Raw genomic sequence first — 20,216 nt, 5'->3', positions numbered from 1 at the left:
TCACGTCACCTCCCGGGGAGCGCTGGTGACGTACCGCAGCAGGTCTTCCACCGGTTCTTCGGGCGCCCGCTCGGCCGCCTCGACGGCGGCCTCGATCTCTTCGGCGATCCGGCGTTCGATCGCCGTGAGCTGCTTCTCGACCGGCTCAGCGTCCTCGCGCATACGGTCCATGAGCCGGGTGATCGGGTCCCGGGCCTTCCACCGCTCGATCTCCGCCTTGTCGCGGTAGCGGTCCGGGTCGTACATCGAGTGGGCGCGGAAGCGGTAGGTGCGCACTTCGAGGAAGTGGGGTCCACCGCCGCCCCGGATGCTCTCGGCGGCGCGGCGGGCCGCGCGCTCCACGGCCTCGGCGTCCATGCCGTCCACCGCCCATGCCGCCATGCCGTACGAGGCGGCACGCAGGGCCAGGTCGGTCTGCGCCTCGTGGCGTTCGATGGCTGTGCCCATGGCGTACAGGTTGTTCTCACAGACGAACAGCAACGGCAGGCCCCACAGGGCGGCCAGATTCGCCGTCTCGTGGAACTCGCCTTCGGCGTAGGCGCCGTCACCGAAGAAGCAGCAGGTGACCCGGTGCTGCCCGCGCATATGGTCGGCGAGTGCGAGCCCCGCGGCCAGGGGAAGTCCGCCGGCCACGATCGCGTTACCGCCGTAGAAGCGGCGGTCGGCGTCGAAGAGGTGCATGGATCCGCCGCGACCTCCACTGCAGCCGGTCGTCTTGCCGTACATCTCGGCCATGACGGCCTCGGCGGTGATACCGCGGGCCAGCGCATGGCCGTGCTCGCGGTAGGTGGCGACCACTGCGTCCTCGGCGGTCAGGGCTTCGTTGACGCCGACGGCGACGGCCTCCTCCCCTATGTAGAGGTGGACGAAGCCGCGAATCTTGGCGGCGCTGTACAGCTCGACGCAGCGCTCCTCGAAGCGCCGGATGCGCAGCATGGCGCTGAGCAACTCGCTGCGGTGCCCGGCACGTGCCGTCCGGTCCGCGCCGGTCGCGGTCCGACGCTTGTGGGTGCCGCGGGCCGGACTCATGTGGATCCCTCCAACGTGGACAGGTCGCCGGTGGGCAGGCCGAGTTCGCGTGCGCGCAGCAGCCGGCGCATCACCTTCCCGCTGCGGGTCCGTGGCAGGTTCTGGTCGAAGGCGATCTCGCGGGGCGCGACGGCGGGGCCCAGCCTGCGGCGCCCGAAGGCCAGCAGCTCACGCTCCAGCGCGGCCGTCGGTTCAGTGCCGGGTCGCAGGGAGACGAACGCCTTGACGATGTTCCCGGCTACGGGGTCAGGCCGGCCGATCACCCCGGCCTCGACGACCGCCGGGTGTTCCATCAGCGCGCTCTCCACCTCGAAGGGGCCGACCAGGTGCCCAGCCGACTTGATGACGTCATCAGCCCGCCCGACGAACCAGTACCAGCCGTCCTCGTCCCGCCGGGCCAGGTCCCCGGTCAGATACCAGCCGTCGGCGAACGTCGCCTCGTAGCGCTCCTTGTCGTGCAGATAGCCGCGGAACATCGACGGCCAGCCGGGACGCAGAGCCAACTCACCCTCGACGCCGGGGGTTTCCACCTCCGTCACCCGGCCGTCGGTGATCAGCGCCCGGCCGTTCTCACCTCGTTCCAGTACCGTTGCCTCGGCGCCCGGCACCGGCCGCCCCATCGAGCCGGGCCGGATTTCACAGCCGGCAAAGTTCGCGATCATGATGCAACCGGTCTCGGTCTGCCACCAGTTGTCGTGGACGGGCAGGCCCAGCACCTCCTGCCCCCACACCACGGCCTCGGGGTTGAGCGGCTCCCCGACGGACGCGACGAAGCGCAGCGCCGACAGGTCGTACGCGGCGGGCACGTTGTGGTGCTCTTGGCCCAGTGTGGTGCGCATGAGCATGCGCAGCGCCGTCGGCGCGGTGTACCAGACCCCGACCCGCTGCTCGGCAAGGATCCGGTACCAGCGCCGGGCGTCGAAGTCGCCCTCGTCGACCACGAGCGTCACGCCATGGACCAGCGGCGCGATGATGCCGTACGACATGCCGGTGACCCAGCCGGGGTCCGCGGTGCACCAGTACACGTCCTCGGGATGCAGATCGAGCGCGTAGGAAGCCGTGGCGTGGTGGGCGACGACCGCTTCGTGGACGTGGATCGCGCCCTTGGGGGCCCCGGTGGTTCCACTGGTGAAGTGCAGCAGAGCCGTGTCCTCAGGTGAGGTCGGCGGGATGGTGAACTGGTCGGGGGCGGCGGCCGTCAGCATGTCGAACGACAACGTGCCCGGCAGGTCTTCGGCGCCAGGGCCGACGATGAGGACGTGCGCAAGGCCAGGGAGCGACGCTCTGCGGTCCGCGACCTTGCGCCGGTACAGGGCCGCGGTGGTGACCAGCACGCGGGCATCACCGAGCTGCAGGCGCTGTTCGACCGGGTCGGGGCCGAACGCGGAGAAGAGAGGGCACAGCACGCTGGTGTTCTTCAGAGTGCCCAGCACGGCTGTGTAGAGCTCGGGGCACCGGCCGAGCAACGTGAACACCGCGTCACCACGACCGACGCCAAGCAAGCGCAGGGCGTTCGCGAAGCGGGCCGTCCGGCGCGCCAGCTCGGCGTAAGTGACCGTCTCGACGGTGTCGTCACGACCGACGCACCTCAGCGCCACCTTGCCGCCACGGTCCGTTGCCACGTGCCGGTCGACGGCTTCGTACGCCATGTTCAGCCCCGTGCCGCCGGGTAGCCCGTCCAGCTCGTGACGCGCCCGTGACCAGGTGAAATCGGAGCAGGTCTGTGCGTAGTCGACTAGGTTCGGCGGGACGCCCGGTGTGGCGGCCTTGCGGATCGTTTCCCATGCCATCGCGAGACCTTCCGACGCCTGGTTCTGCTTCCAGAATCAGGGACCCCGGTCCTGCGCGCATGGGCCGAAGGGCCTGGGGCCGAGGCCGGGCGGGCCGTACCGTCAGTGCGGGCGAGTGGCGGCGTGTCGTCACTGCCCCATTGACCAGCACGGATGTCTCCCACGATGCGCGCGAACGGCCAACCCGGGTCGCTCCGTGCCCTCACCGTGCGCGCGGCCCTGACCAGAGGTAGGGCCGGTGGTCCCTGACCGTATGGGCAGGTCGATCCGTCGTGCCGGTGAGCCGCGCGCCACACGTCAGGTTGCTTCCACGTCGATCGACACCTCGGGCGGCCGCAGCAGCGAGTTGTGGACCGTGCAGTGGTGCACCACCGCGCGCAGCGCCTCCTTCCTGGCTTGGTTCAGGGGCTCGGAAGCCGGCACCCGGACACGTATGCGTACTCGGGCGACCCGCGCCGGGCCGTCGTCCGCCATCTCGAAGTCCGCCGCGGCACCGAGGTCACCGCGCGGCAGCCCGTGCCGGTCCAGGAAACGCCCCGCATAGAACGCCACGCACGAGGCGAGCGAGGCGACGAACAGCTCGACCGGTGTGGGCCCACTGTCACTGCCACCCGTATCGGCCGGCTGGTCGACGGCCAGCTCGTGCCCACCCACTCGGATTCGGTACGACTCCCCACCGGTGAACGACACTTCGACTTCTCTGTTGCTCATTGCTGCCTCCACGGCCGCGGCCCGTTCTTGGGTACCTGGGAGATGCGGCGGCTCAGCGCACCAGTACGTGCTCTCCGGAACGGGGTACCACCGCGGTCCACCCCAGCGTGTGGTCGATCCGGTCCCTGAGAGCGGCCGACGCCTCCGGCTCCCCGTGCACGAGGTAGGTGACGTGTGGTACCGGGGCGGCGCGCAGCCAGTCCAGGATCTGTGCCTGGTCGGCATGCGCGGACAAGTGCGGTAGGTCGACGACCTCGGCCCGCACCGGAACGTACTCACCGAACATCTTGAGAACGCGGGCGCCGTCCACCAAGTCGCGGGCGCGGGTTCCCTGCACGGCGAAGCCCACCACCACCACGGAGTTGCGCGAGTCGGGTAGCAGCCTGCGGAGGTGGTGCAGCACGCGTCCGCCGGTGGCCATGCCGGACGCGGAGACTATGACGGCGGGGCCGGGCGTGTGGTTGATGTCGATCGACTCCTGCACCGAGCGTGCGGCGAGAAACGGTTCGGGGCTCAGCGCCGCTCCGCCGGCCGCAAGTACTTCGGGCCGCAGTTCGGGCGAGCCTTCCCGGATCGCATCCACGTACACGTCCAACGCGGCCAATGCCATCGGACTGTCAACGAAAACGGGCACGTCTGCGGGCAGCCGGCCGCTCTCGCGCAATGCTGCGAGTTCATGGAGAACCACTTCCGTGCGGTCGACTGCGAACGCCGGGATGACCACGGAACCGCCGCGTTCGAGGGTGCGTTCCAGGACGCGGGCGAATGTCTCACGGCCCGCTTCCTCTTGGTGATGTCGGTTGCCGTAGGTGGACTCCATGAGGAGGACGTCCGCGCCGGAAAACGGCTGCGGTGGCCTCAGCAGTGCATGTCCCGGCCGTCCGAGGTCACCGCTGGTGGCGAGGGTGTGCCCGTCCTCCAGAGTGAGGTGGGCCCACGCCGCGCCGAGGATGTGGCCGGCCCGGTGGAAGCTGAGCGTGGTGCCCGCTTCGATCTCGACCTGCTCGGCGAAGGGCACAGGGTCGAACATGCTCACGGCGCGTTCCGCGTCCTCGATGGTGTAGAGCGGGTGGGCGGGGCGGTGCTTGGACCAGCCGTGCTCGTTGGCGTGGGCCGCTTGCTCCTGTTGGAGGCGAGCGCTGTCACGCAGCACGATCGCAGCGAGCCGCGCCGTGTTCGCGGTCGTCAGGATCGGGCCATGGAATCCGCCGCGGACCAGACGCGGGAGATAGCCGCAGTGGTCGAGGTGAGCGTGGGTCAGGACCACCGCGTGGACGCTGTCCGCGTCGCACGGCAACCGGCGCCAGTTGCGGCGCCGCAGATCGGCAATGCCCTGGAACAGGCCGCAGTCGACCAGGAGCCGGACGTGGTCGGTCTCGACGAGGAACTTACTGCCGGTGACTGTGCCGACCCCGCCGAGAAACGTCAGCAGAGCGGGCCGGAGCCGGGATCCGTGGGCCACGGCCGGCTGGCTGGGAGTGTTCACAGCAAAACCTCCTGCTGCTGAGGCACGCGGTGCATGCCCTGCCTCATACGGTGGCAGCCAAGGCATCCGGGCAGATGGGGCCGATATGACCCGTGTGGGGACCGACCGGCCCCGTACACCGGGCTTCGTGCCGCCACACGGGGGGCGTGCCCGGCTATCAACGGATTCCCGACGTCCCGGGACAGGGGCCGGTCGGCCCGCGATAAGGCCCTGCAGCCCATCACCGCAACCGCCCCCGCCGGGCCACGGTGGAAGCGAATCGTTGAACAGCTCGTGCTGGAGGCGCACCATGACCCGCCCCGTGGCCGTCGGCCTGGACGGCTCACCCGCCAGTCTCGCCGCCGCGGACTGGGGTGCCCGTGAGGCACTGCGCAGGGACCTGCCGCTACGGCTCGTCCATACCTGGGAGTGGCAGCCCTACACCCACGCACCGCTCGTGGGAACCGACGCACCCCGGCTGTGGTCCGAGCGCGTACCCCACGAGGCCGCCGCGGAATTGCGCTATCGCTACCCGGATCTGGAGATCGCCGCGGACCATCTCACGGGCCCGCCCCCGGAGGTGCTGTGCGATGTGGCCAAGGAATCCGAACTGCTGGCCATCGGCAGCGAGGGCCTGGGCAGGTTGGCCGGCTTTTTCATCGGTTCCGTCGCGATGTCCACCGTCGCGCACATCGAGCGGCCGGTCGTGCTCGTACGGGCCGGAACGACCGCCGTCGACGAGCACAGGCTGGCCACTGACGGACGGCCGCTGACGGCGATGCCGTACCGCCCGGTGGTCCTCGGCCTGGACCTCAGCCGGCCCTGCCTTGACGTGATCCGGTTCGCCTTCGAGACCGCCTCGCTGCGGGCGGCTCCGCTGCGGGTGATCCACGGCTGGAACCCACCGGCCTTCTTCGCCTATGGCATCGGCGTGGAACCGGGTCTGCGGGCCGACCTGACGGCTCAGGAAACCGATGCGCTGCGGATCGCGCTGCGGCGGTGGCAGGAGAAGTACCCGGGCATTGACGTGATCGAGCAATCCGTGATCGGACAGCCCGCGCACCACCTGGTGGATGCCGGGTCCGACGCCGGGCTCGTCGTCATCGGCAGGCGCGCCAACCGCCTCTCGGCCGGGCCGGCCCGCATCGGGCACATCGCCCACGCCGTCATGCACCACTGCCCGGCCCCGGTCGCGGTCGTCCCGCACGAGTGACCTCGGCCCGAAAAGAGACGGACTTGCAGCCACCTGGCCTGCCTGGGGCAGGTCACCGACGACGCGCATACTCCCCACCAGCCAGACAGGTCAGCCACCCGGCGACTCAAGCGTGCACATATCACCGGGCGCCACGGGTCCGCGCGGCGATGGGCGAACAGGGTGGGACGTACGGGGTCGCCGGGCGCGGCAGATGAACCGCTGCCCAGTGGGCCCGTTACGCTCCGTACGCATCCGAGTAGCGCTGACCGCGTACGGGGACAGCATGGAACGGGAGCCTCGTGACGACCGAACGATCCTCCAGCGGCCTCACAACTACGCACCGGTGGATCTCGCTGGCCGCGACCTGCACGGCCGCCGGGATGGTCTGGCTCACGTTCGGTGACCTCGGGGTGGCGATGCCCCAGATCGCCAACGAATTCAGCGGCAACCTGTCGAGCCTGCAATGGGCGAACAACGCATTCAGTCTGGTCACCGGTGCGCTGGTGATCGCCGCCGGCAAGTTCGGTGATCTCTTCGGCCGTCGCCGGATGCTGGAAGTGGGCATCGTGCTGATGGCTGCCTTCTCGGTGCCGGCCGCGCTCGCGCCCCATACCGGATGGCTGATTCTCGGCCGCGGTCTCATGGGCATCGGCGCCGCGCTGATTCTGCCGGCCTCGCTCGCGCTCATTCCGCCCGCGTTCTCCGGAAAGGCGGAGACCAGGGCGTTTGGCATCTGGCAGGCGGTGGCCTGGGGCGGGCTGTCCGTCGGCCCCGCACTCAGCGGGGTCATCACCGACGGCCTCGGCTGGCGCTGGCTGTTCTGGATCAACCTGCCGCTCGCTGCGGTCACGCTCGTGGTCGTCCGGGCCACGACTCCGGAGTCCCGCGACGAGGAGGCCGAGCGCACGATCGACTGGCTGGGGCTGGCGTCCGTCGTTCTCGCGGTCTTCGCGCTGCTGTACGCGCTCACCGAAGGGCCGAGCGTGGGTTGGGGAAGCCCTCTGATCGTGGCCCTGTTCGTCGCGAGCGTGGCGCTGTTGGCCATGTGGTGGTTCGTCGAACGGCGTGTGCGCCACCCGCTCGTGAACCTGAATCTGTTCAGGATCCGGGCCTACAACGGCGCGCTCACGGCCAACCTCACGATGAACTTCACCTTCGCCGGGATGAGCTTCCTCCTCGTGCTCTGGTTGGAGAACGCCCGCGGCTACAGCGCGGTGGAAGCCGGACTGCTGATGCTGCCTGCCACGGTCGGGGTCTTCCTGTGCATTCCGCTCGGCGGCAGGCTCGAAAACTGGCGGGGCGGCCGTCTGCCCTCTGTGCTGGGGCTCGTCGTGGCCAGCGCCGGCCTGGGCCTGCTCGGTTCCCTCGGTACACGCAGTTCGACGGAGTACCTCGCCGTCGCGCTCTTCACCATCGGGCTCGGTCTCGGGTTGGTGAGCACCCCGGTGGCCGATACGGCCGTCGGAGAGGTCCCGATCGACCTCGCGGGCACCGCGGCCGGTGTGTTCAAGATGTCCAGCATGCTCGGCGGTGCTCTCGGGGTCGCCGTCCTCACCGCGATCGCCAGAGAACTCACGACGAGAGAAGCAGCGTCTGTCATCGACGCCTCGGGGCTGACTCCGGCGGACATCACCCAGGCCCGGCAGGCGCTGGTGAACTCCTCGTCGTTCCAGGAAGCGATCGCCTCACTGCCGCCCGACCTCCGGCGCAGCGTGGTGCAGGCAGCCACCTCGGCGTTCTCGTCCGGTGTCGCTGACACGATGGCGGTGACGGCCGTTCTCGCCCTCGCCGCGACGGTGGCCGTCTTCTTCCTGTGGCCCCGCCGCAGGAAAGCCGCACAGGCCGGCGTCGGCCCTGGACCGAAAGGCCGAACGAACCTTCCGGGCGGTCCCGAGTCGCCCCCCGGCCGTCCCTGAGGCTCGATGCCAAGCTCCCCCATCGGCGTCATCGCCCGCCTTCCGGAGTGGATCTCGCCAAGGCGCGCACCATGCGCCATTGGCTCCGCGGGCACGGGGCGGCCGCTCCCGCTGCGGCCATACGGCCGCTCCCATACCCCGGACGGGTCCGAAGTGACGGACCGCGCCGCGGGAGGGACGTCGTGCCGCGCAGGACGGGAAGACAGTCCGTCATGGATGTTTCGCCAGCCACCCCGCGGATCGCGATTATCGGCGTCGGCAATGACTACCGGCGCGACGACGGCGTGGGCTGGGCCGTCGTGGCCGGCCTCGCACAGCGGCCCCTCCCCCACGGCACCAGGCTCACCATCACCGACGGTGAACCCACCCGCCTCATCAATGCCTGGGACGGTGCCGACCTGGCCATCCTGGTGGATGCCGCCCGCGTCCGTCCGGCCCGGCCCGGCCGTATCCACCGGCTCCGGCTCCATGATGATCAGTGGCGAACGCCCCACCGCGAGACCAACTCGCACGGCTTCACGCTCGGCGACGCCGTCCAACTCGCCCATACACTGGACCAACTCCCCGAAGAACTCCTTATCTACGCCGTCGAGGCCGCCGACACCAGCCATGGCACCGGATTGTCGCCGCACGTCTTGGCCGCCGTCGAACCGGTCATCGCCCGCATCGAGCAGGAGCTCGCGCACCACTCCCCTGTCGGTCAGTGAGGTACGTGCATCATGTCCCGAGTGAACTGCTCGCCGAAGTCGGTGGACCCGGTTCACCTACGCACGTCCGGACGAGGCCACTGGGCCCGCCAGGTACCAGGACGGGTGCTCACGCGAACGCGTCGGCCACCTGGCTACCCGGCTCGGCGGCTCTCCGTGCCCGGAAACCCCCGTGTTCGCCATGACTGGCCATCTCGCAGGATCGCGAAGCCTTCGTAGCCGTCGAGGCGTTCCAGCCAGGTTCTTGCCCTCGCGCCCATGGCAACGGCTGCTGTCGCGTAGGCGTCGGTCATGGTCAGACGGTGGCCGACCACCGTGAGGGAAGCGGGGCCGTCGGCGGGTGCGCCGGTGTACGGGTCGAGGATGTGTGTGCCGCGTTCGGCGGTGCCCGAGGTGGCGATTGCAAGGTCGTGACCGGTAACGATGGTGTACAGCTCGCCGGGGCGCTGGGGGTGGGCGATGCCGATTGACCAGGGAACGCCCGGGGCGGACTCCCCGCTGAGCTGGAGGTCGCCGCCGCCGTTCACGCAGGTGTTGTGCGCTCCCGCCTCGCGCAGGATCCGCCAGGCACGTTCGACGGCCCATCCCTTGACCAGGCCCGAGGGGTCGAGAGCGCCATCCGGTGTGTGGCTGAACCAGCCGCCGGTGACGCGGCCGGCGTGCGTACAGAGGTCGAGCACATCGCGTACCTCCGACGAGCAGTCGCCACGCCCTATCTCGCCTCGTGCCAGGCGGCTGATGACGCTGTCGGGACGGAAGGTGGAGAAGACCCTGTCGACGTGGTGGAGCCAGGCGACAGCGCCACGCAGGGCGGATTCGATGGCTGCGGTGGGTGTGTCGCGGATGTCGAAGGAGAACACCGTACCCATCACATGCTCGACATGGCGCAGGCCGCGCCCGCGCTCAGACACCGGCTTTGTCCAGTGCGCTCTGGAGGGACCGGACATAGCCGGTACTCGTGTAGCTGGCGCCGGACACCGCGTCGATGTGGGCGCTGTGGACACTCAGGGCCTCCTGCGTCAGACGTGGCAGGGCGTAGGAGGCGATCTCCCGGTCACGGCCGTGCTCGGATGGCGCCTGGAGCACCTTGACGGCCGCCAGTCGGCCGGCTCTGACGGTGGCCTCGACCTGCACGGTGCCGTACCTGGTGTCGATCGGGGCTCCGGTGTATGTGCCGTTGGCGGGGCCGGAGCCGCGGCGTGGGGTGCCGGCGGATGTGGGTGCCGGGGCGACGCCGGAGCCCACCGTCCCGTCCGCCGGGCCTGCGCTGTGGTGCGGCTTCAGGGTGAGCAGCAGGACGACCAGGGTGCTGGTGGTCACGGTAGTGAGAACGGCTCGGTGCACGCGGCGGCTCCTCAGAACTCGAACGACTCGTGGTGAATGTGGCGGCGGGGCACGCCGGCGCCCCGCAGGGCACGCCGGGCGGCTTCGGTCATCCCGGGTGGCCCGCACAGGTACACCTCGTGCGCGGCCAGGTCAGGTATCAGGCCCTTCAGCGCGCGGGCCGTCAACGGGCAGGAGTACCCGGCTGGTTCGCTGACGAAGTAGTGCACGGCCGCACCGCGGGCTGCGGCGATGGCATCGAGCTCGGCCCGCAGCGCGAGATCCTCGGGCCGTCGTGCCCGGTAGATGAGGGTGACCTCGCCGGGGAGGGTCTCGAACAGTGTGCGCAGCGGCGTGATGCCGATGCCTCCGGCGAGCAACAGCACCTTGTCGGCGCTGCTGCGCGCCGCGGTGAAGCCGCCGTACGGGCCTTCGACCCACACCCGGGTGCCGGGACGCAGCCGGGCCAAGGCCGCACTGTGCCCGCCTGCCGCCTTCACCGTGATCCGGAGGCGGTGAGGGAGTGGCGGCGCGGAGAGGGAGTACGGACTTGCGGTCCACCACAGGCCCGGCGCCTGGAAGCGCCAGCGGAAGAACTGGCCCGGTTGTGCGCCCAGTTCGGTCAGGTACCTGCCGGTGAGATGCACCGAGACCACGCCCGGTGCCTCCTGGCAGATGTCGGTGACACGGAGCCGGTGGCGCAGTGACCGCCGAATGGGAACCAGAAAGCGGTACCAGGCGATGAGCGCGGTCACCGCGAGGTAGAGGGCGTACCAGGCCAGTTGGGCAGGCCGGTGGCCCACGAAGTCGGCGCCGTTGGAGATCTGATGGCCGAAGGCGAGGAAGACGGCCAGATAGGTGGCGAAGTGCAGGTAATGCCAGGTCTCGTAGCTCATTCTGCGGCGGGCGGCCCGCGCCGAGACGATTGCGGTGCCGCTCAGCAGCAGGAAAGCCGCGGTGGCCTTGAGCATGTCGGGATAGTCGAGGACGAGGGCGGTCGTCTCCTGTATGACGCCGCTGTGCGAGGCGAGGGAGTACCCCCAGACGATCAGCAGGGTGTGGGCGAGGACGAGGGAGAGGGTGTACCGGCCGCCCATCGCGTGCCAACGAGCCAGACGGTCCGTGCCGAGCCTGTGGTCCAGCAGTGGAACCCGGGCCATGAGAGCGACCAGTACCGCGCAGCCGTAGCCGGCGAGCAGTCCGGTGATGCGGCCGGCACCTGTCAGCCAGTCCGGCCGGCCCACCACTGACGTGGTGCCGGTCCACCACAGGCCGAGCACGCCAGCGGCGCCCGCCCAGATCACGGCCTGTACCAAAAGCGGGACGAGGGATGGCGAACGGCGCCGGATCCGGCTGCGGACAGCACCGCGGCGGGGTGGCGAGATGGTGCTCATACGGCTCCCTTTCCGAGGTGGGTGCCACCGTCGCAGCGAAACCTCTGAAGATCCTCTGAGCGAGGGCGCCATGAGGCGATGCACGGCGGATTCACAGGAAACTCAGAGCAGGACCGTGTCTCCGTACGCCGGAGCAGGAGGGATCCTGGAGAGACCATGGACAACCACCGCACCACCGCCCACCTACACAGCGACGACGGTTCTCCGGTCCGCGTCCTCGTGGTCGACGACGAGCCGGACCTCACCGAGGTGCTCTCCGGTGCTCTGAAAGGCGAGGGCTGGTCGGTCCGTACCGCACCTGACGGCGCCACCGCCCTCTCCGTGGCCCGGGTCTTCCGCCCACACGCCGTCGTCCTGGACTGGATGCTCCCCGACATCGACGGGCTACGGGTGCTGCACCTGTTGCGCCAGGATTTGGACACGGTTTGTATCCTCTTCCTGACCGCCCGTGACGCGGTCGAGGATCGCGTCACGGGGATCACCGCGGGCGGCGACGACTATGTAACCAAGCCGTTCAGCCTGGAAGAGGTGCTGGCGCGGTTGCGTGGTCTGCTGCGTCGGGCCGGCATGGCACGCGAGCCGGAGGGCGACCGCCTCGTCGTCGGAGACCTGGTGATGGACGAGGAGGCGAGGGAGGTCATTCGTGCCGGCGAACTTGTCGAGCTGTCCCGTACCGAATTCGAGCTGCTGAGATTTCTGATGCGCAATCCACGACGGGTGCTGTCCAAAACACAGATTCTCGACCGGGTCTGGTCCTACGACTTCGGCGGACGGTCGCATGTCGTCGAGCTCTACATCAGCTATCTACGGAAGAAGATCGACGCCGGCCGGGCACCGATGATCCACACCGTCCGGGGCGTCGGCTACGTCCTCAAGCCGGTCACAGCATGACCCGGATCCTCCCGCGCACCTTGCGCGGCCAGCTCACCGCGGGCCTGGTCGCCCTCCTCGCCCTGGCGTGTGTGGCCGTAGGGGTGAGCACGGTCTTCGCGCTCGAAGGCTTTCTCGTGCGCCGCCTGGACCAGCAGCTCACCGCTTCCGCCGGCCGGTTCGCGGCAAGCCTGGAGCACGAGGCGAGGCCGGACGTCGACAACCGCCCCGACACCCGCGGCCAGTCGGAGGGCACGTTCGGCGCACGGTTGCTGCACGGCACGCCGACGCAGGCGGCCGTTGTCCGTGCGGCTGCCGATGTGCGGGTACCACTCACCGGCGCGGACCGCCGGGCACTGGCCGGTCTGCCCCCCGACGGCGCCGGCCACGGCATCCGGCTCTCCGCGCTGGGGCGCTACCGTGTCAACGCCGTTCCGGGAGACGACGGCGATGTCCTTGTCACGGGCCTTCCGCTGCACCCGGTCGAAGAGACCGTGCACCGGCTGGAGGCAGTGGAGACGGCAGTCTTCGGCGGGGCACTGGTGGTCACCGGCGTCGTAGGAGCGATGTGGGTACGACTGTCCCTTCGCCCCCTGCGGCGGGTCACCGCCACGGCCGCAAGCGTGGCCGATCTGCCGCTTGCCAGTGGCCAGGTGGACATGCCCGCGCCCGTTCCCGTGGCGGACCCGCGCACCGAGGCCGGGCAGCTGGGCACCGCCCTGAACCGTATGCTCGGCCATGTCGGCAACGCCCTGGAGCGCCGTCAGGCGAGTGAGGAGCGGCTGCGGTACTTCGCCGCCGACGCCAGTCACGAGCTGCGCACACCAGTGGCGAACATCCGGGGCCACGCCGAACTGGCCCTGCGGCACGAGGGGCCCGTTCCCAGCGATGTCCGTCGCGCGTTGGACCGCATCCAGTCGGAGTCGGAGCGGATGAGCCGCCTGGTGGACGACCTTCTCCTGCTCGCCCGGCTCGACGCGGGCCGAGCCCTGGAGCACACACCGGTGGATCTGACCCGCCTGGTACTCGATGCGACGGACGATGCCCGGGCGGCCGGCCCTGACCACCGCTGGCTGCTCGATCTTCCCGAGAAGGCAGTGACCGTTACCGGGGACAAGCACCGGCTGCACCAGGTGATCGGAAATCTACTGGCCAACGCTCGTACGCATACGCCCGCGGAAACCACGGTTAGCGTGCAGCTGACGGCCGATGAGCGCGGCACACGGCTGACCGTCGCGGACGACGGCCCGGGAGTCCCGGGCGAAATCCAGGTCGAGATCTTCGGCCGCTTCGTGCGCGCAGACCACAGCCGCTCGCGCGCCGCCGGGAGCACCGGACTGGGACTCGCCATTGTGCAGGCCGTCGTCACCGCGCACGGCGGCACGGTCACCCTGACGAGCCGGCCTGGGCGAACGGCATTCGTGGTGAGCTTTCCAGCGGAGGAACACGGCCGACCGGCCTGACCGCGCGGTGGCTCAGCGGTTTTCCGCGTCACCGGCGGGGCGGCAGTCCGTCGACATTCCCGCCACCCAGGTGCCCGCCGGGGACCTGGGGCGTGGCGAGTGAGCGGCGGGCACGGGACACCGTGAGTGGCAGCGGTTACTTGCGCACCCAGTCCCATTCTTCCTGGGTCAGAACAGGCAGTGGAACATCCGGCGCGTTTTCCGGGCGCGGAAAGATCCACCTAGGCCATTGAAAATTAGCGAATACCGCAAGGACAGAGCATGAAAACAGCAGGAACACCACGAAAATGACCGCCCAGGAGATATGGGAGGAGATAAGCAGCGCGGCCATGCCCAGCAAGGCACCCGCGATTCCGATGGTGGTGGCCCAAGCGATATTTCTGAAGTAGTGTTCGAGCAGCCATTTGTCCTGACGCTGATACCTCCGGATATCTTCCATTTTTTCCGACTGCCACCTGGCTTCCGGCTCCCACTCCAGCCGCTCCCTGGGGCTGGAGGTATAACGGGTCGCCATGAGAATGAACAGCAGAGCAGAAACCAAGAAGGTTACCGCGATCCCGAAGCACGCAATGGCTATCTCACGCCATACTCCTTGGGGTTCGTTCGCCGCTACCACCGCATTGCTGAGCGAAAATCCCCCCAGAATCGCGATCGGCGTTCCCCCGACAGTCGAGATGGCACGGTCCGAGTTGAGCTCACGAGCCCACTTCCATATCCCGGCCCCTGGTTCCTGGCCATTCTGCGCACCTTCCGCCCCGGAGGGACGCTGCTCACCCGACATGTGTACCTCCTACCGCACGGGCACGGACCAACTGCTTGCCCCGGATGAGAAAGATCTCCCGGCCAGCACCTCCCCCTGCTTCAGCTTGCTCGCGCATGGCCTTGGGGCTCTGGCCCGCTCGGGCGGAATGCGAGAGCAGACTCGTCGTCAAGCTATCTGCCTGAAACCACCGCCGCGAGGAAACCGGACCATCAGGGTGACGGCCATCATGGTGCCCAGCCGGTCTCCATGTGCGCGTGGTCTGAGGTAGATGGCAAGTACGGCCATGGAGGCGATGGCCAGCAGTTCGGACTGCCAGTTCTGCAGGGTGCGAACCCAGAAGTCTGCGGACGACAGGTAATTGGCCCAGGTCATGGGCGCCTGAAGTTGGCGCAACTGCTTCTAAAACTGACGGAGGTTGTTGACAGGTGGGTCTCTGATTCCTAGGAGACCTGTCATGACCGAGATGCCGGTGCGGCCCCCCGCCGAGACCGCGGTGGCGCCTTCGTCCGCCGTCGAGCCTCTCGGACGCTGTGGCCGGCCCCGTGACGGCGTCGGAAAGACGAACCGGGCACAGCCACAGCGCCACAGCGACCCTGCGCCTCTCCACCCGCCTGGTCCACTGATCGTCGGCCGGCACTCGGCCCACCGCTCGAAGACTGTCCGGGCCTGGCTCGCAGCCCATCAGGACCAGATCGAGCTGCACCTCCTGCCCTCGTACTCGCCCGAGCTGAACCCCGACGATCTGGTCAACGCCGACCTCAAACGCAGCGTGCCTCGGCCCACGCCGTGAAGGTGCGTGCCGGGTGCCCGGTGACGTTCTGCACCGTCGCGGTGATCTCGGGTTGGGAACCGACCATCGCGGCGAAGGACTTCAGTACGCCCCGTGCCACCTGCTGCGGCATGTGCGCCGAAAGGGCGGACTCCGCCTCCTCCGCAGGCATTTCGACATAGCGGAGGTTCAGACCGAGCACCCGCCCGAGGGTGGTGACCTGCCCCCTGGTCGTCGTCGCCTCGGACCCGGTGAGCCGGTGGACGGCGCCATGGTGACCGGTGTCGAGCAAGGCCCTCTCGGCCACCGCGGCGATATCGTCCTCGTGGATCGGCGCGGATGCCGCGTCCGCGAAGGGCCCGCGCACGGTGTCGCCCACGCGGATCTGCGGGGCCCACTGGAGGGCGTTGGCGGAGAAGACGGTGGGGCGCAGGAACGTCCATTCCAGACCACTGGCGCGGACCAGTTGCTCGGCTGCCGCGTGCGCTATGTGGATCGGGTTTGTCCCGTCGGCGCCCTCCTGGATGAGGCCCGAGGAGAGCAGGACGACGTGCCGTACGCCGGCGGCCCTGGCTCTGTCGAGGACGGTGGCGATGCCGTCACCCGTGGCCTGCACGTGGAGGAAGGGCTTCGATGCCCCCTCGAACAGCCCGTCTGACGCGAGCGGCATCACCTCCACTCCTGAGGGGAGCGCGGCGCGCTCCGGATCACGGCTCACCGCTCGTACCGGCCGGCCGGCGGCGACGAGTCGCCCGGCCAAGGCGCGGCCGATGTTCCCGGTGGCATCAGTGATGACGATCATGACTCTCCTTGTCCCCCGGTTCTCCGGCTCGTCCGTCCGCGGGTTGATCGCCCACGGTGGGCCGGGCACCCGGGTATGCGGGGTGATCAGTTGCCGTTCTCCGGCACACCGGAGCCCGGCACCGGACGCGAGAGGAGGGCCGCGTCCCCGATGAGGGCGGGCTTGTCGCTCGGCGAGCAAAGCGCGGCCGGCGACGGAATCCGGAAAGGACGTGTGATGAGCTCCGTGGAGCGCACCCAACTGACCTACGTCTTCGATGCCTACTGCGGCTGGTGCTACGGCTTCGGCCCGGCCCTGCATGCATTCGCCGATGCCAACGCCGACCGGATCGACCTGCGTGTGGTGTCGGGCGGGCTGTTCACCTCTCTGCGAGCGCTGCCGGTGGCGGCCTACCCCCACGTTCCCGCTGCCAACACCCGTATCACCGAGCTGACCGGTGTCACCTTCGGTCCTGGCTACGAGCAGGTGCTCGCCGAGGGCACTCTGGTCATGGACTCGACCGACGCCGCCACGGGCCTGGCCGCACTGCGCAGCCGGCCGGGTGCGCATGCTCTGGATGCGGCCGCTGCCATGCAACGCGCCTGGTACATCGACGGCCGCAGCCTGTCCGATGTGCAGGTGTACCGGGACATCGCTGCCGGGCTGGGGCTGGATGCCGATGCGGTGGCCGCCGCGTACGGCTCGGGTGCCGCCCGCGCCCAGGCCGAGGCGGACTTCCTCGAAGTGCGCCGGCTGGGCGTCGACGGTTACCCGACGCTGCTGCTGCACACCGCGCACGGGGCCGATCGCCTGGGCGGACCTGTCGCCTCGGCCGACGCCCTTACCCGCGCCCTGGACCAACGCCTCGACGCCGCCGCCTGAACCAGGCGTCCTCCTCAGCCCGTTCGCACTCTCCTCTCTTGAAAGCAGGACTGCCATGTCCGCATTGACCTACACCGTGCACACCGCCGGCGACCCCGGCCTGCACAAGTCATCCGTACTGATCACCGGTGATCGCGAGGCTCTGCTGGTGGACGGCCAGTTCACGCGCGCGGAGCAGCACCGGGTCCTGGCGGACCTCATCCGAGGCCACGGCCACGGCCGCGATCACCGCGGTGGCGCTCTTCCTCCTGTCACGCCCCCTGTTGACGAAGTGGATCCCGGTGGCCGTCCCCGCCGCCGCGGCCATGGTCATCGTCATCCTCGGCACCCTCACCGGCGGATCGGCCAACCCCGCCCGCCAGTTCGGCCCGGCCATCTGGGCGGGCCTGCCCGCATACCTGTGGGCCTATCTGCTGGCCCCCCTCGCCGGGGCCGCTCTCACCGCCCTGGTCGCCCAGCGCCGCGTCCTCGGGTGCCGGCGGCGTTGACACGCCCGTCGGTTGCCGATGTGGCTTCTCCCGCGTCGCGCCGAGAACGCCGCACAGCCCTGCGCTCAACCCCGGAAGCGAGCCCCTGTCCGGATGGGTAAGGCCGGTCTCACTACGCCCCAGCGTCCGGCCTTTCACCATCTGGTCACCGTCACCAGCGGCTCCCTGTGGCACACCATCGACTTCACCGGCTACGCGCTCAAGCCCGGTTCCTGGCTGTGGGTACGCCCTGGGCAGGTGCAGCAATGGGGCGACCTGCAAGAGGCCGAAGGCACACTGATCCTCTTCGAGCGCGATTTCCTGGACCCCGGCCCGGTGACCGCCGCGGCCGTGGACGACCGGCACGCCATGGTCCTCCAGGTCCCCGACGTGGAGGACCTTCACGCCCTGGAAACGGCCACCGCCCATCTGGCACTTGAGTTCCAGGCCCTGCGCCGGCTCCCTGTCGAAGCTCATGTGGCGGTGCTACGCCATCTGCTGGCAGTCCTCGTCCTGCGCCTCGCCCACCTCACCGCCCCGGTCGGCAGCCCGGCCCCCGGACCCGGTGAGACCTATCTCCGCTTCCGGGACGCGGTCGAACGCGACTTCATCCGCAGCCGCCGCCTGGAGGACTACGCCCAGGCCCTCGGCTACTCGGCCCGCACCCTCTCCCGGGCCACGCTGGCCGCCGCGGGCATCGGCGCGAAGGAATTCATCGACCGACGCGTGATCCTGGAGGCCAGGCGCCTGCTGGCACACGGCGACCAGTCGGCATCACGCATCGCCGCCCAGCTCGGCTTCTCCAGCGCCACCAACTTCAGCAAGTACTTTCACCGGCGCGCCGGACAGTCCCCGATCGCCTTCCGTACCGCCGTGCGCGGACACGTCACCTCGGGTGGCGACGAAGACGGTGTGTGAACGGGCGCCGGACGCGCCGTCGTGCGGTGCGGCGAGTGCGGCCCCGGCCTCGGGGCGCGGGTAAGAACCTCCGCCGCAGACGCCTCGGCCGACGGGCCCTGCCGGGGGTGCCCAGTTCGAACCAGATGAGCTTCCCTGCGGGGGTGCGCAGGATGCCCCAGCGGGTCGAGAGCTGCTCGACCAGGTGCAGTCCGCGGCCGTGTTCCTCGTCGGTCCGAGCGGGCGGGCGGGCGGCCGGCGGGGTGGCGGGGCAGCCGTCGGCGATGTCGCAGCGCAGTGTCCGGCCATCGACGGAGTGGGACATCCGCAGCCGGATGGGGCCCCAGGCATGCTGGAGCGCGTTGGTCACCAGTTCGCTCACCAGGAGTTCAGCGGTATCGGCATGCTCGTGCAGCCCCCATCGGGCCAGCTCGGCCCGGATGATCCGGCGGGCCTGGGGCACGGCGTGTACATGGGGGTCGAGCAGCTGGGAGACCACCTTGCCGCGCGTCTTCCGCAGGTACCGGGACAGCCGAGTGCCCCCTGCGGCGGTGGCCGCCGCCAGCCGCCCCAGCAGACGACACAGCGGGAGCAGTACGCCGTCACGTGCGGCATCACGGAGTGCGCGAACGACGGTGCTCATGACGATGTGGTCCGGGCGAACGGAATCCGCTGCGGCGGAAGCCTGGGATCGATGGGGCTGACGCCGCCTTACGAGAGCCCTTTCCTGAGGCACGGCCCCGGAGAACGCATACGGTGTCACCCCTGTGCCCGCCGCCGGCAGTCGGGCCGTGCCCGGGGCCGGCTCTGGTTCGGGGAACATCTGTCTTCCCTCGCTTCCCGGTGGGGCAGCGGGCGGCCGGGCGAGTCCGGAGGTCACACGGGCTCCGCTGGTGTCCCCGGGAAGGCTGTGGCGTGCGCACAGAATCCCGGGTCATGACGTCCACCCCACCTCTCATGTCCGCTCCATCGGTGGTGACGGTGAGCTGATGTAAATCAGCCTGCACCGGCACCGAACGGGTGTCGTTAGGGGAACCCCCCAGTACGCCCCCTAAACAGGGCACGGTGCGGCGCTGGGCGCGGCTACGGGTGCCGGGGGCGAGGAAGCCGGGGACGGGCCGGTGTCCGCCGACCACGCCCGTCTGCCAGGGCTGATTGCGTGCGGCAAGCGTGGGCTACTCAGCGTGGTGGCTCTTCCCTCGCCCCGCGTCAATGCGCTCATCGTGCGAGGTCACCGCCGCGAGCTGCTGAAGCTGCCGCGCCAGCCGGCCCACGGAGCCGGTTTGCCCGGCGAGCTGGTCCAGGGCCCCGGCCGGGAGCGCACCGCCGGCCATGGCCTGCACGGCGTCAGTGATGCGGCCGAGCCCCTCTTCCACCTGCTCCAGGCGGATCTTCAGCAGGATGTTGTCGACCCTTGAGGTCAGCAGGAGGTGATCCAGGGGCTTGGGCAGATAGTCCTCGGCACCCATTTCGAGGCAGCGGACGACACTGTCCAGATCGCCGACGGCCGACATCATGATCACGGGTGTCCGGCTGAGCTGCTGATCGTGCTTCATCACCTCGAGCGTCGCGTAGCCGTCCATCCCCGGCATGAGGATGTCAAGCAGCACCACATCGAAGTCGCTCTCCCGCAGCATCTGGAGAGCCTCAAGCCCGTTCTCGGATGTCGCCGTCTCCAGCCCGGCCATTTCCAGGCGATAGGTGAGCATCATGCGATTCGTACGGTCGTCGTCCACGACCAGCACGCGCCCTTTTCTGCCGGTTCCGTCCGTCACGGCGTTGCTGTCCGCCACA

Annotated in this window: 20 protein-coding genes and 2 pseudogenes; 9 read left to right on the top strand and 13 right to left on the bottom strand. The window is 69.5% G+C overall.

Annotation, left to right across the window (positions count from 1 at the left end):
* The 4 genes from pdhA to ACFWJW_RS03080 form a co-directional block, all read right to left on the bottom strand.
* Nucleotides 1-1,029 carry a pyruvate dehydrogenase (acetyl-transferring) E1 component subunit alpha gene (gene pdhA / locus ACFWJW_RS03095; protein WP_387234048.1) on the bottom strand — a complete coding sequence of 343 codons (1,029 nt, stop codon included), beginning with the start codon at nucleotides 1,027-1,029 and terminating at the stop codon, nucleotides 1-3.
* Entirely contained in the window at nucleotides 1,026-2,819 is a 1,794-nt protein-coding gene (gene acsA / locus ACFWJW_RS03090) for an acetate--CoA ligase (RefSeq protein ID WP_387234045.1), read from the bottom strand. Before acsA ends, pdhA begins: the two co-directional genes overlap by 4 nt.
* 297 nt (nucleotides 2,820-3,116) lie before the next feature.
* Nucleotides 3,117-3,530 carry an OsmC family protein gene (locus ACFWJW_RS03085; RefSeq protein ID WP_387234042.1) on the bottom strand — a complete coding sequence of 138 codons (414 nt, stop codon included), beginning with the start codon at nucleotides 3,528-3,530 and terminating at the stop codon, nucleotides 3,117-3,119.
* A gap of 52 nt (nucleotides 3,531-3,582) precedes the next feature.
* Nucleotides 3,583-5,016, bottom strand: coding sequence for an MBL fold metallo-hydrolase RNA specificity domain-containing protein (locus ACFWJW_RS03080; RefSeq protein ID WP_387234039.1), 1,434 nt, complete (start codon nucleotides 5,014-5,016; stop codon nucleotides 3,583-3,585).
* Between the two features lie 289 nt (nucleotides 5,017-5,305).
* Between ACFWJW_RS03080 and ACFWJW_RS03075 the strand changes: the two genes are divergently transcribed.
* The 3 genes from ACFWJW_RS03075 (at nucleotide 5,306) to ACFWJW_RS03065 (ending at nucleotide 8,813) form a co-directional block, all read left to right on the top strand.
* On the top strand, nucleotides 5,306-6,208 hold the full coding sequence (locus ACFWJW_RS03075) for a universal stress protein (RefSeq protein ID WP_387234036.1): 903 nt from the start codon (nucleotides 5,306-5,308) through the stop codon (nucleotides 6,206-6,208).
* Nucleotides 6,209-6,570: 362 nt separating this feature from the next.
* Nucleotides 6,571-8,106: an MFS transporter gene (locus tag ACFWJW_RS03070; protein ID WP_387234033.1), complete on the top strand. Its 1,536-nt coding sequence runs from the start codon at nucleotides 6,571-6,573 to the stop codon at nucleotides 8,104-8,106.
* A gap of 212 nt (nucleotides 8,107-8,318) precedes the next feature.
* Nucleotides 8,319-8,813, top strand: a complete 495-nt coding sequence (locus tag ACFWJW_RS03065) for a hydrogenase maturation protease (RefSeq protein WP_387234030.1) — start codon at nucleotides 8,319-8,321, stop codon at nucleotides 8,811-8,813.
* Between the two features lie 134 nt (nucleotides 8,814-8,947).
* Here ACFWJW_RS03065 and ACFWJW_RS03060 read toward each other — a convergent pair whose 3' ends face one another.
* From ACFWJW_RS03060 to ACFWJW_RS03050, 3 genes are read right to left on the bottom strand one after another with little or no spacing between them, the layout of a single operon-like run.
* Nucleotides 8,948-9,682, bottom strand: coding sequence for an FAD:protein FMN transferase (locus ACFWJW_RS03060; RefSeq protein ID WP_387234382.1), 735 nt, complete (start codon nucleotides 9,680-9,682; stop codon nucleotides 8,948-8,950).
* Between the two features lie 34 nt (nucleotides 9,683-9,716).
* A complete protein-coding gene (locus tag ACFWJW_RS03055; RefSeq protein WP_387234028.1) occupies nucleotides 9,717-10,157 on the bottom strand; it encodes an FMN-binding protein in 441 nt (146 codons plus the stop codon).
* Between the two features lie 11 nt (nucleotides 10,158-10,168).
* Nucleotides 10,169-11,530, bottom strand: coding sequence for a ferric reductase-like transmembrane domain-containing protein (locus tag ACFWJW_RS03050; RefSeq protein ID WP_387234026.1), 1,362 nt, complete (start codon nucleotides 11,528-11,530; stop codon nucleotides 10,169-10,171).
* A gap of 156 nt (nucleotides 11,531-11,686) precedes the next feature.
* Between ACFWJW_RS03050 and ACFWJW_RS03045 the strand changes: the two genes are divergently transcribed.
* Both ACFWJW_RS03045 and ACFWJW_RS03040 read left to right on the top strand, forming a co-directional pair.
* Nucleotides 11,687-12,421, top strand: coding sequence for a response regulator transcription factor (locus ACFWJW_RS03045; protein ID WP_387234024.1), 735 nt, complete (start codon nucleotides 11,687-11,689; stop codon nucleotides 12,419-12,421).
* On the top strand, nucleotides 12,418-13,863 hold the full coding sequence (locus ACFWJW_RS03040; protein ID WP_387234021.1) for an ATP-binding protein: 1,446 nt from the start codon (nucleotides 12,418-12,420) through the stop codon (nucleotides 13,861-13,863). The genes ACFWJW_RS03045 and ACFWJW_RS03040 overlap by 4 nt, the downstream gene beginning before the upstream one ends.
* A gap of 136 nt (nucleotides 13,864-13,999) precedes the next feature.
* On the opposite strand, the gene ACFWJW_RS03035 is transcribed toward ACFWJW_RS03040, so the two are convergent.
* Together ACFWJW_RS03035 and ACFWJW_RS03030 are read right to left on the bottom strand one after the other, a co-directional pair.
* Nucleotides 14,000-14,644, bottom strand: a complete 645-nt coding sequence (locus ACFWJW_RS03035; protein ID WP_387234018.1) for a hypothetical protein — start codon at nucleotides 14,642-14,644, stop codon at nucleotides 14,000-14,002.
* A 147-nt stretch (nucleotides 14,645-14,791) separates the two neighbouring features.
* Nucleotides 14,792-15,025 (bottom strand): annotated as a pseudogene (locus ACFWJW_RS03030) (DUF6766 family protein); the annotation flags it as partial.
* A 220-nt stretch (nucleotides 15,026-15,245) separates the two neighbouring features.
* Between ACFWJW_RS03030 and ACFWJW_RS03025 the strand changes: the two are divergent.
* A pseudogene (locus ACFWJW_RS03025) lies at nucleotides 15,246-15,401 on the top strand (transposase); the annotation flags it as partial.
* Here the strand turns inward: ACFWJW_RS03025 and ACFWJW_RS03020 are convergent.
* Nucleotides 15,385-16,197, bottom strand: coding sequence for an NAD(P)H-binding protein (locus tag ACFWJW_RS03020; RefSeq protein ID WP_387234015.1), 813 nt, complete (start codon nucleotides 16,195-16,197; stop codon nucleotides 15,385-15,387). The pseudogene ACFWJW_RS03025 and the gene ACFWJW_RS03020 sit on opposite strands and share 17 nt — an antisense overlap.
* 216 nt (nucleotides 16,198-16,413) lie before the next feature.
* Between ACFWJW_RS03020 and ACFWJW_RS03015 the strand changes: the two genes are divergently transcribed.
* Nucleotides 16,414-17,058 (top strand): DsbA family protein, encoded by a 645-nt coding sequence (locus ACFWJW_RS03015; RefSeq protein WP_387234013.1) that lies wholly within the window; start codon nucleotides 16,414-16,416, stop codon nucleotides 17,056-17,058.
* Between the two features lie 109 nt (nucleotides 17,059-17,167).
* On the opposite strand, the gene ACFWJW_RS03010 is transcribed toward ACFWJW_RS03015, so the two are convergent.
* Complete coding sequence (locus ACFWJW_RS03010) at nucleotides 17,168-17,377, bottom strand: hypothetical protein (protein WP_387234011.1); 210 nt, start codon at nucleotides 17,375-17,377, stop codon at nucleotides 17,168-17,170.
* Between ACFWJW_RS03010 and ACFWJW_RS03005 the strand changes: the two genes are divergently transcribed.
* Nucleotides 17,364-17,546 (top strand): aquaporin, encoded by a 183-nt coding sequence (locus ACFWJW_RS03005; RefSeq protein ID WP_387234008.1) that lies wholly within the window; start codon nucleotides 17,364-17,366, stop codon nucleotides 17,544-17,546. The genes ACFWJW_RS03010 and ACFWJW_RS03005 overlap by 14 nt on opposite strands.
* 93 nt (nucleotides 17,547-17,639) lie before the next feature.
* Nucleotides 17,640-18,443: a helix-turn-helix domain-containing protein gene (locus ACFWJW_RS03000; protein WP_387234005.1), complete on the top strand. Its 804-nt coding sequence runs from the start codon at nucleotides 17,640-17,642 to the stop codon at nucleotides 18,441-18,443.
* Here ACFWJW_RS03000 and ACFWJW_RS02995 read toward each other — a convergent pair.
* Entirely contained in the window at nucleotides 18,412-19,065 is a 654-nt protein-coding gene (locus ACFWJW_RS02995) for an ATP-binding protein (protein WP_387234001.1), read from the bottom strand. The two genes, ACFWJW_RS03000 and ACFWJW_RS02995, sit on opposite strands and share 32 nt — an antisense overlap.
* Nucleotides 19,066-19,597: 532 nt before the next feature.
* On the bottom strand, nucleotides 19,598-20,215 hold the full coding sequence (locus ACFWJW_RS02990; RefSeq protein WP_387233999.1) for a PleD family two-component system response regulator: 618 nt from the start codon (nucleotides 20,213-20,215) through the stop codon (nucleotides 19,598-19,600).
* Nucleotide 20,216 lies beyond the last annotated feature (1 nt).

The organism is Streptomyces sp. NPDC127097, from assembly GCF_042724075.1.
Taxonomy (GTDB): Bacteria; Actinomycetota; Actinomycetes; order Streptomycetales; family Streptomycetaceae; genus Streptomyces.
Note: the sequence above shows the minus strand (reverse complement) of the source record. Positions and strands in the feature narration are given on the sequence as shown.

Excerpts from the sequence above, each read along its gene's own strand:
- pdhA (WP_387234048.1), bottom strand. The coding sequence starts at position 1,029 with ATGAGTCCGGCCCGCGGCACCCACAAGCGTCGGACCGCGACCGGCGCG.
- acsA (WP_387234045.1), bottom strand. The coding sequence starts at position 2,819 with ATGGCATGGGAAACGATCCGCAAGGCCGCCACACCGGGCGTCCCGCCG.
- ACFWJW_RS03085 (WP_387234042.1), bottom strand. The coding sequence starts at position 3,530 with ATGAGCAACAGAGAAGTCGAAGTGTCGTTCACCGGTGGGGAGTCGTAC.
- ACFWJW_RS03075 (WP_387234036.1), top strand. The coding sequence starts at position 5,306 with ATGACCCGCCCCGTGGCCGTCGGCCTGGACGGCTCACCCGCCAGTCTC.
- ACFWJW_RS03070 (WP_387234033.1), top strand. The coding sequence starts at position 6,571 with ATGGTCTGGCTCACGTTCGGTGACCTCGGGGTGGCGATGCCCCAGATC.
- ACFWJW_RS03065 (WP_387234030.1), top strand. The coding sequence starts at position 8,319 with ATGGATGTTTCGCCAGCCACCCCGCGGATCGCGATTATCGGCGTCGGC.
- ACFWJW_RS03060 (WP_387234382.1), bottom strand. The coding sequence starts at position 9,682 with ATGGGTACGGTGTTCTCCTTCGACATCCGCGACACACCCACCGCAGCC.
- ACFWJW_RS03050 (WP_387234026.1), bottom strand. The coding sequence starts at position 11,530 with ATGAGCACCATCTCGCCACCCCGCCGCGGTGCTGTCCGCAGCCGGATC.
- ACFWJW_RS03045 (WP_387234024.1), top strand. The coding sequence starts at position 11,687 with ATGGACAACCACCGCACCACCGCCCACCTACACAGCGACGACGGTTCT.
- ACFWJW_RS03040 (WP_387234021.1), top strand. The coding sequence starts at position 12,418 with ATGACCCGGATCCTCCCGCGCACCTTGCGCGGCCAGCTCACCGCGGGC.
- ACFWJW_RS03035 (WP_387234018.1), bottom strand. The coding sequence starts at position 14,644 with ATGTCGGGTGAGCAGCGTCCCTCCGGGGCGGAAGGTGCGCAGAATGGC.
- ACFWJW_RS03020 (WP_387234015.1), bottom strand. The coding sequence starts at position 16,197 with ATGATCGTCATCACTGATGCCACCGGGAACATCGGCCGCGCCTTGGCC.
- ACFWJW_RS03015 (WP_387234013.1), top strand. The coding sequence starts at position 16,414 with ATGAGCTCCGTGGAGCGCACCCAACTGACCTACGTCTTCGATGCCTAC.
- ACFWJW_RS03005 (WP_387234008.1), top strand. The coding sequence starts at position 17,364 with ATGGTCATCGTCATCCTCGGCACCCTCACCGGCGGATCGGCCAACCCC.
- ACFWJW_RS03010 (WP_387234011.1), bottom strand. The coding sequence starts at position 17,377 with ATGACGATGACCATGGCCGCGGCGGCGGGGACGGCCACCGGGATCCAC.
- ACFWJW_RS03000 (WP_387234005.1), top strand. The coding sequence starts at position 17,640 with ATGGGTAAGGCCGGTCTCACTACGCCCCAGCGTCCGGCCTTTCACCAT.
- ACFWJW_RS02995 (WP_387234001.1), bottom strand. The coding sequence starts at position 19,065 with ATGAGCACCGTCGTTCGCGCACTCCGTGATGCCGCACGTGACGGCGTA.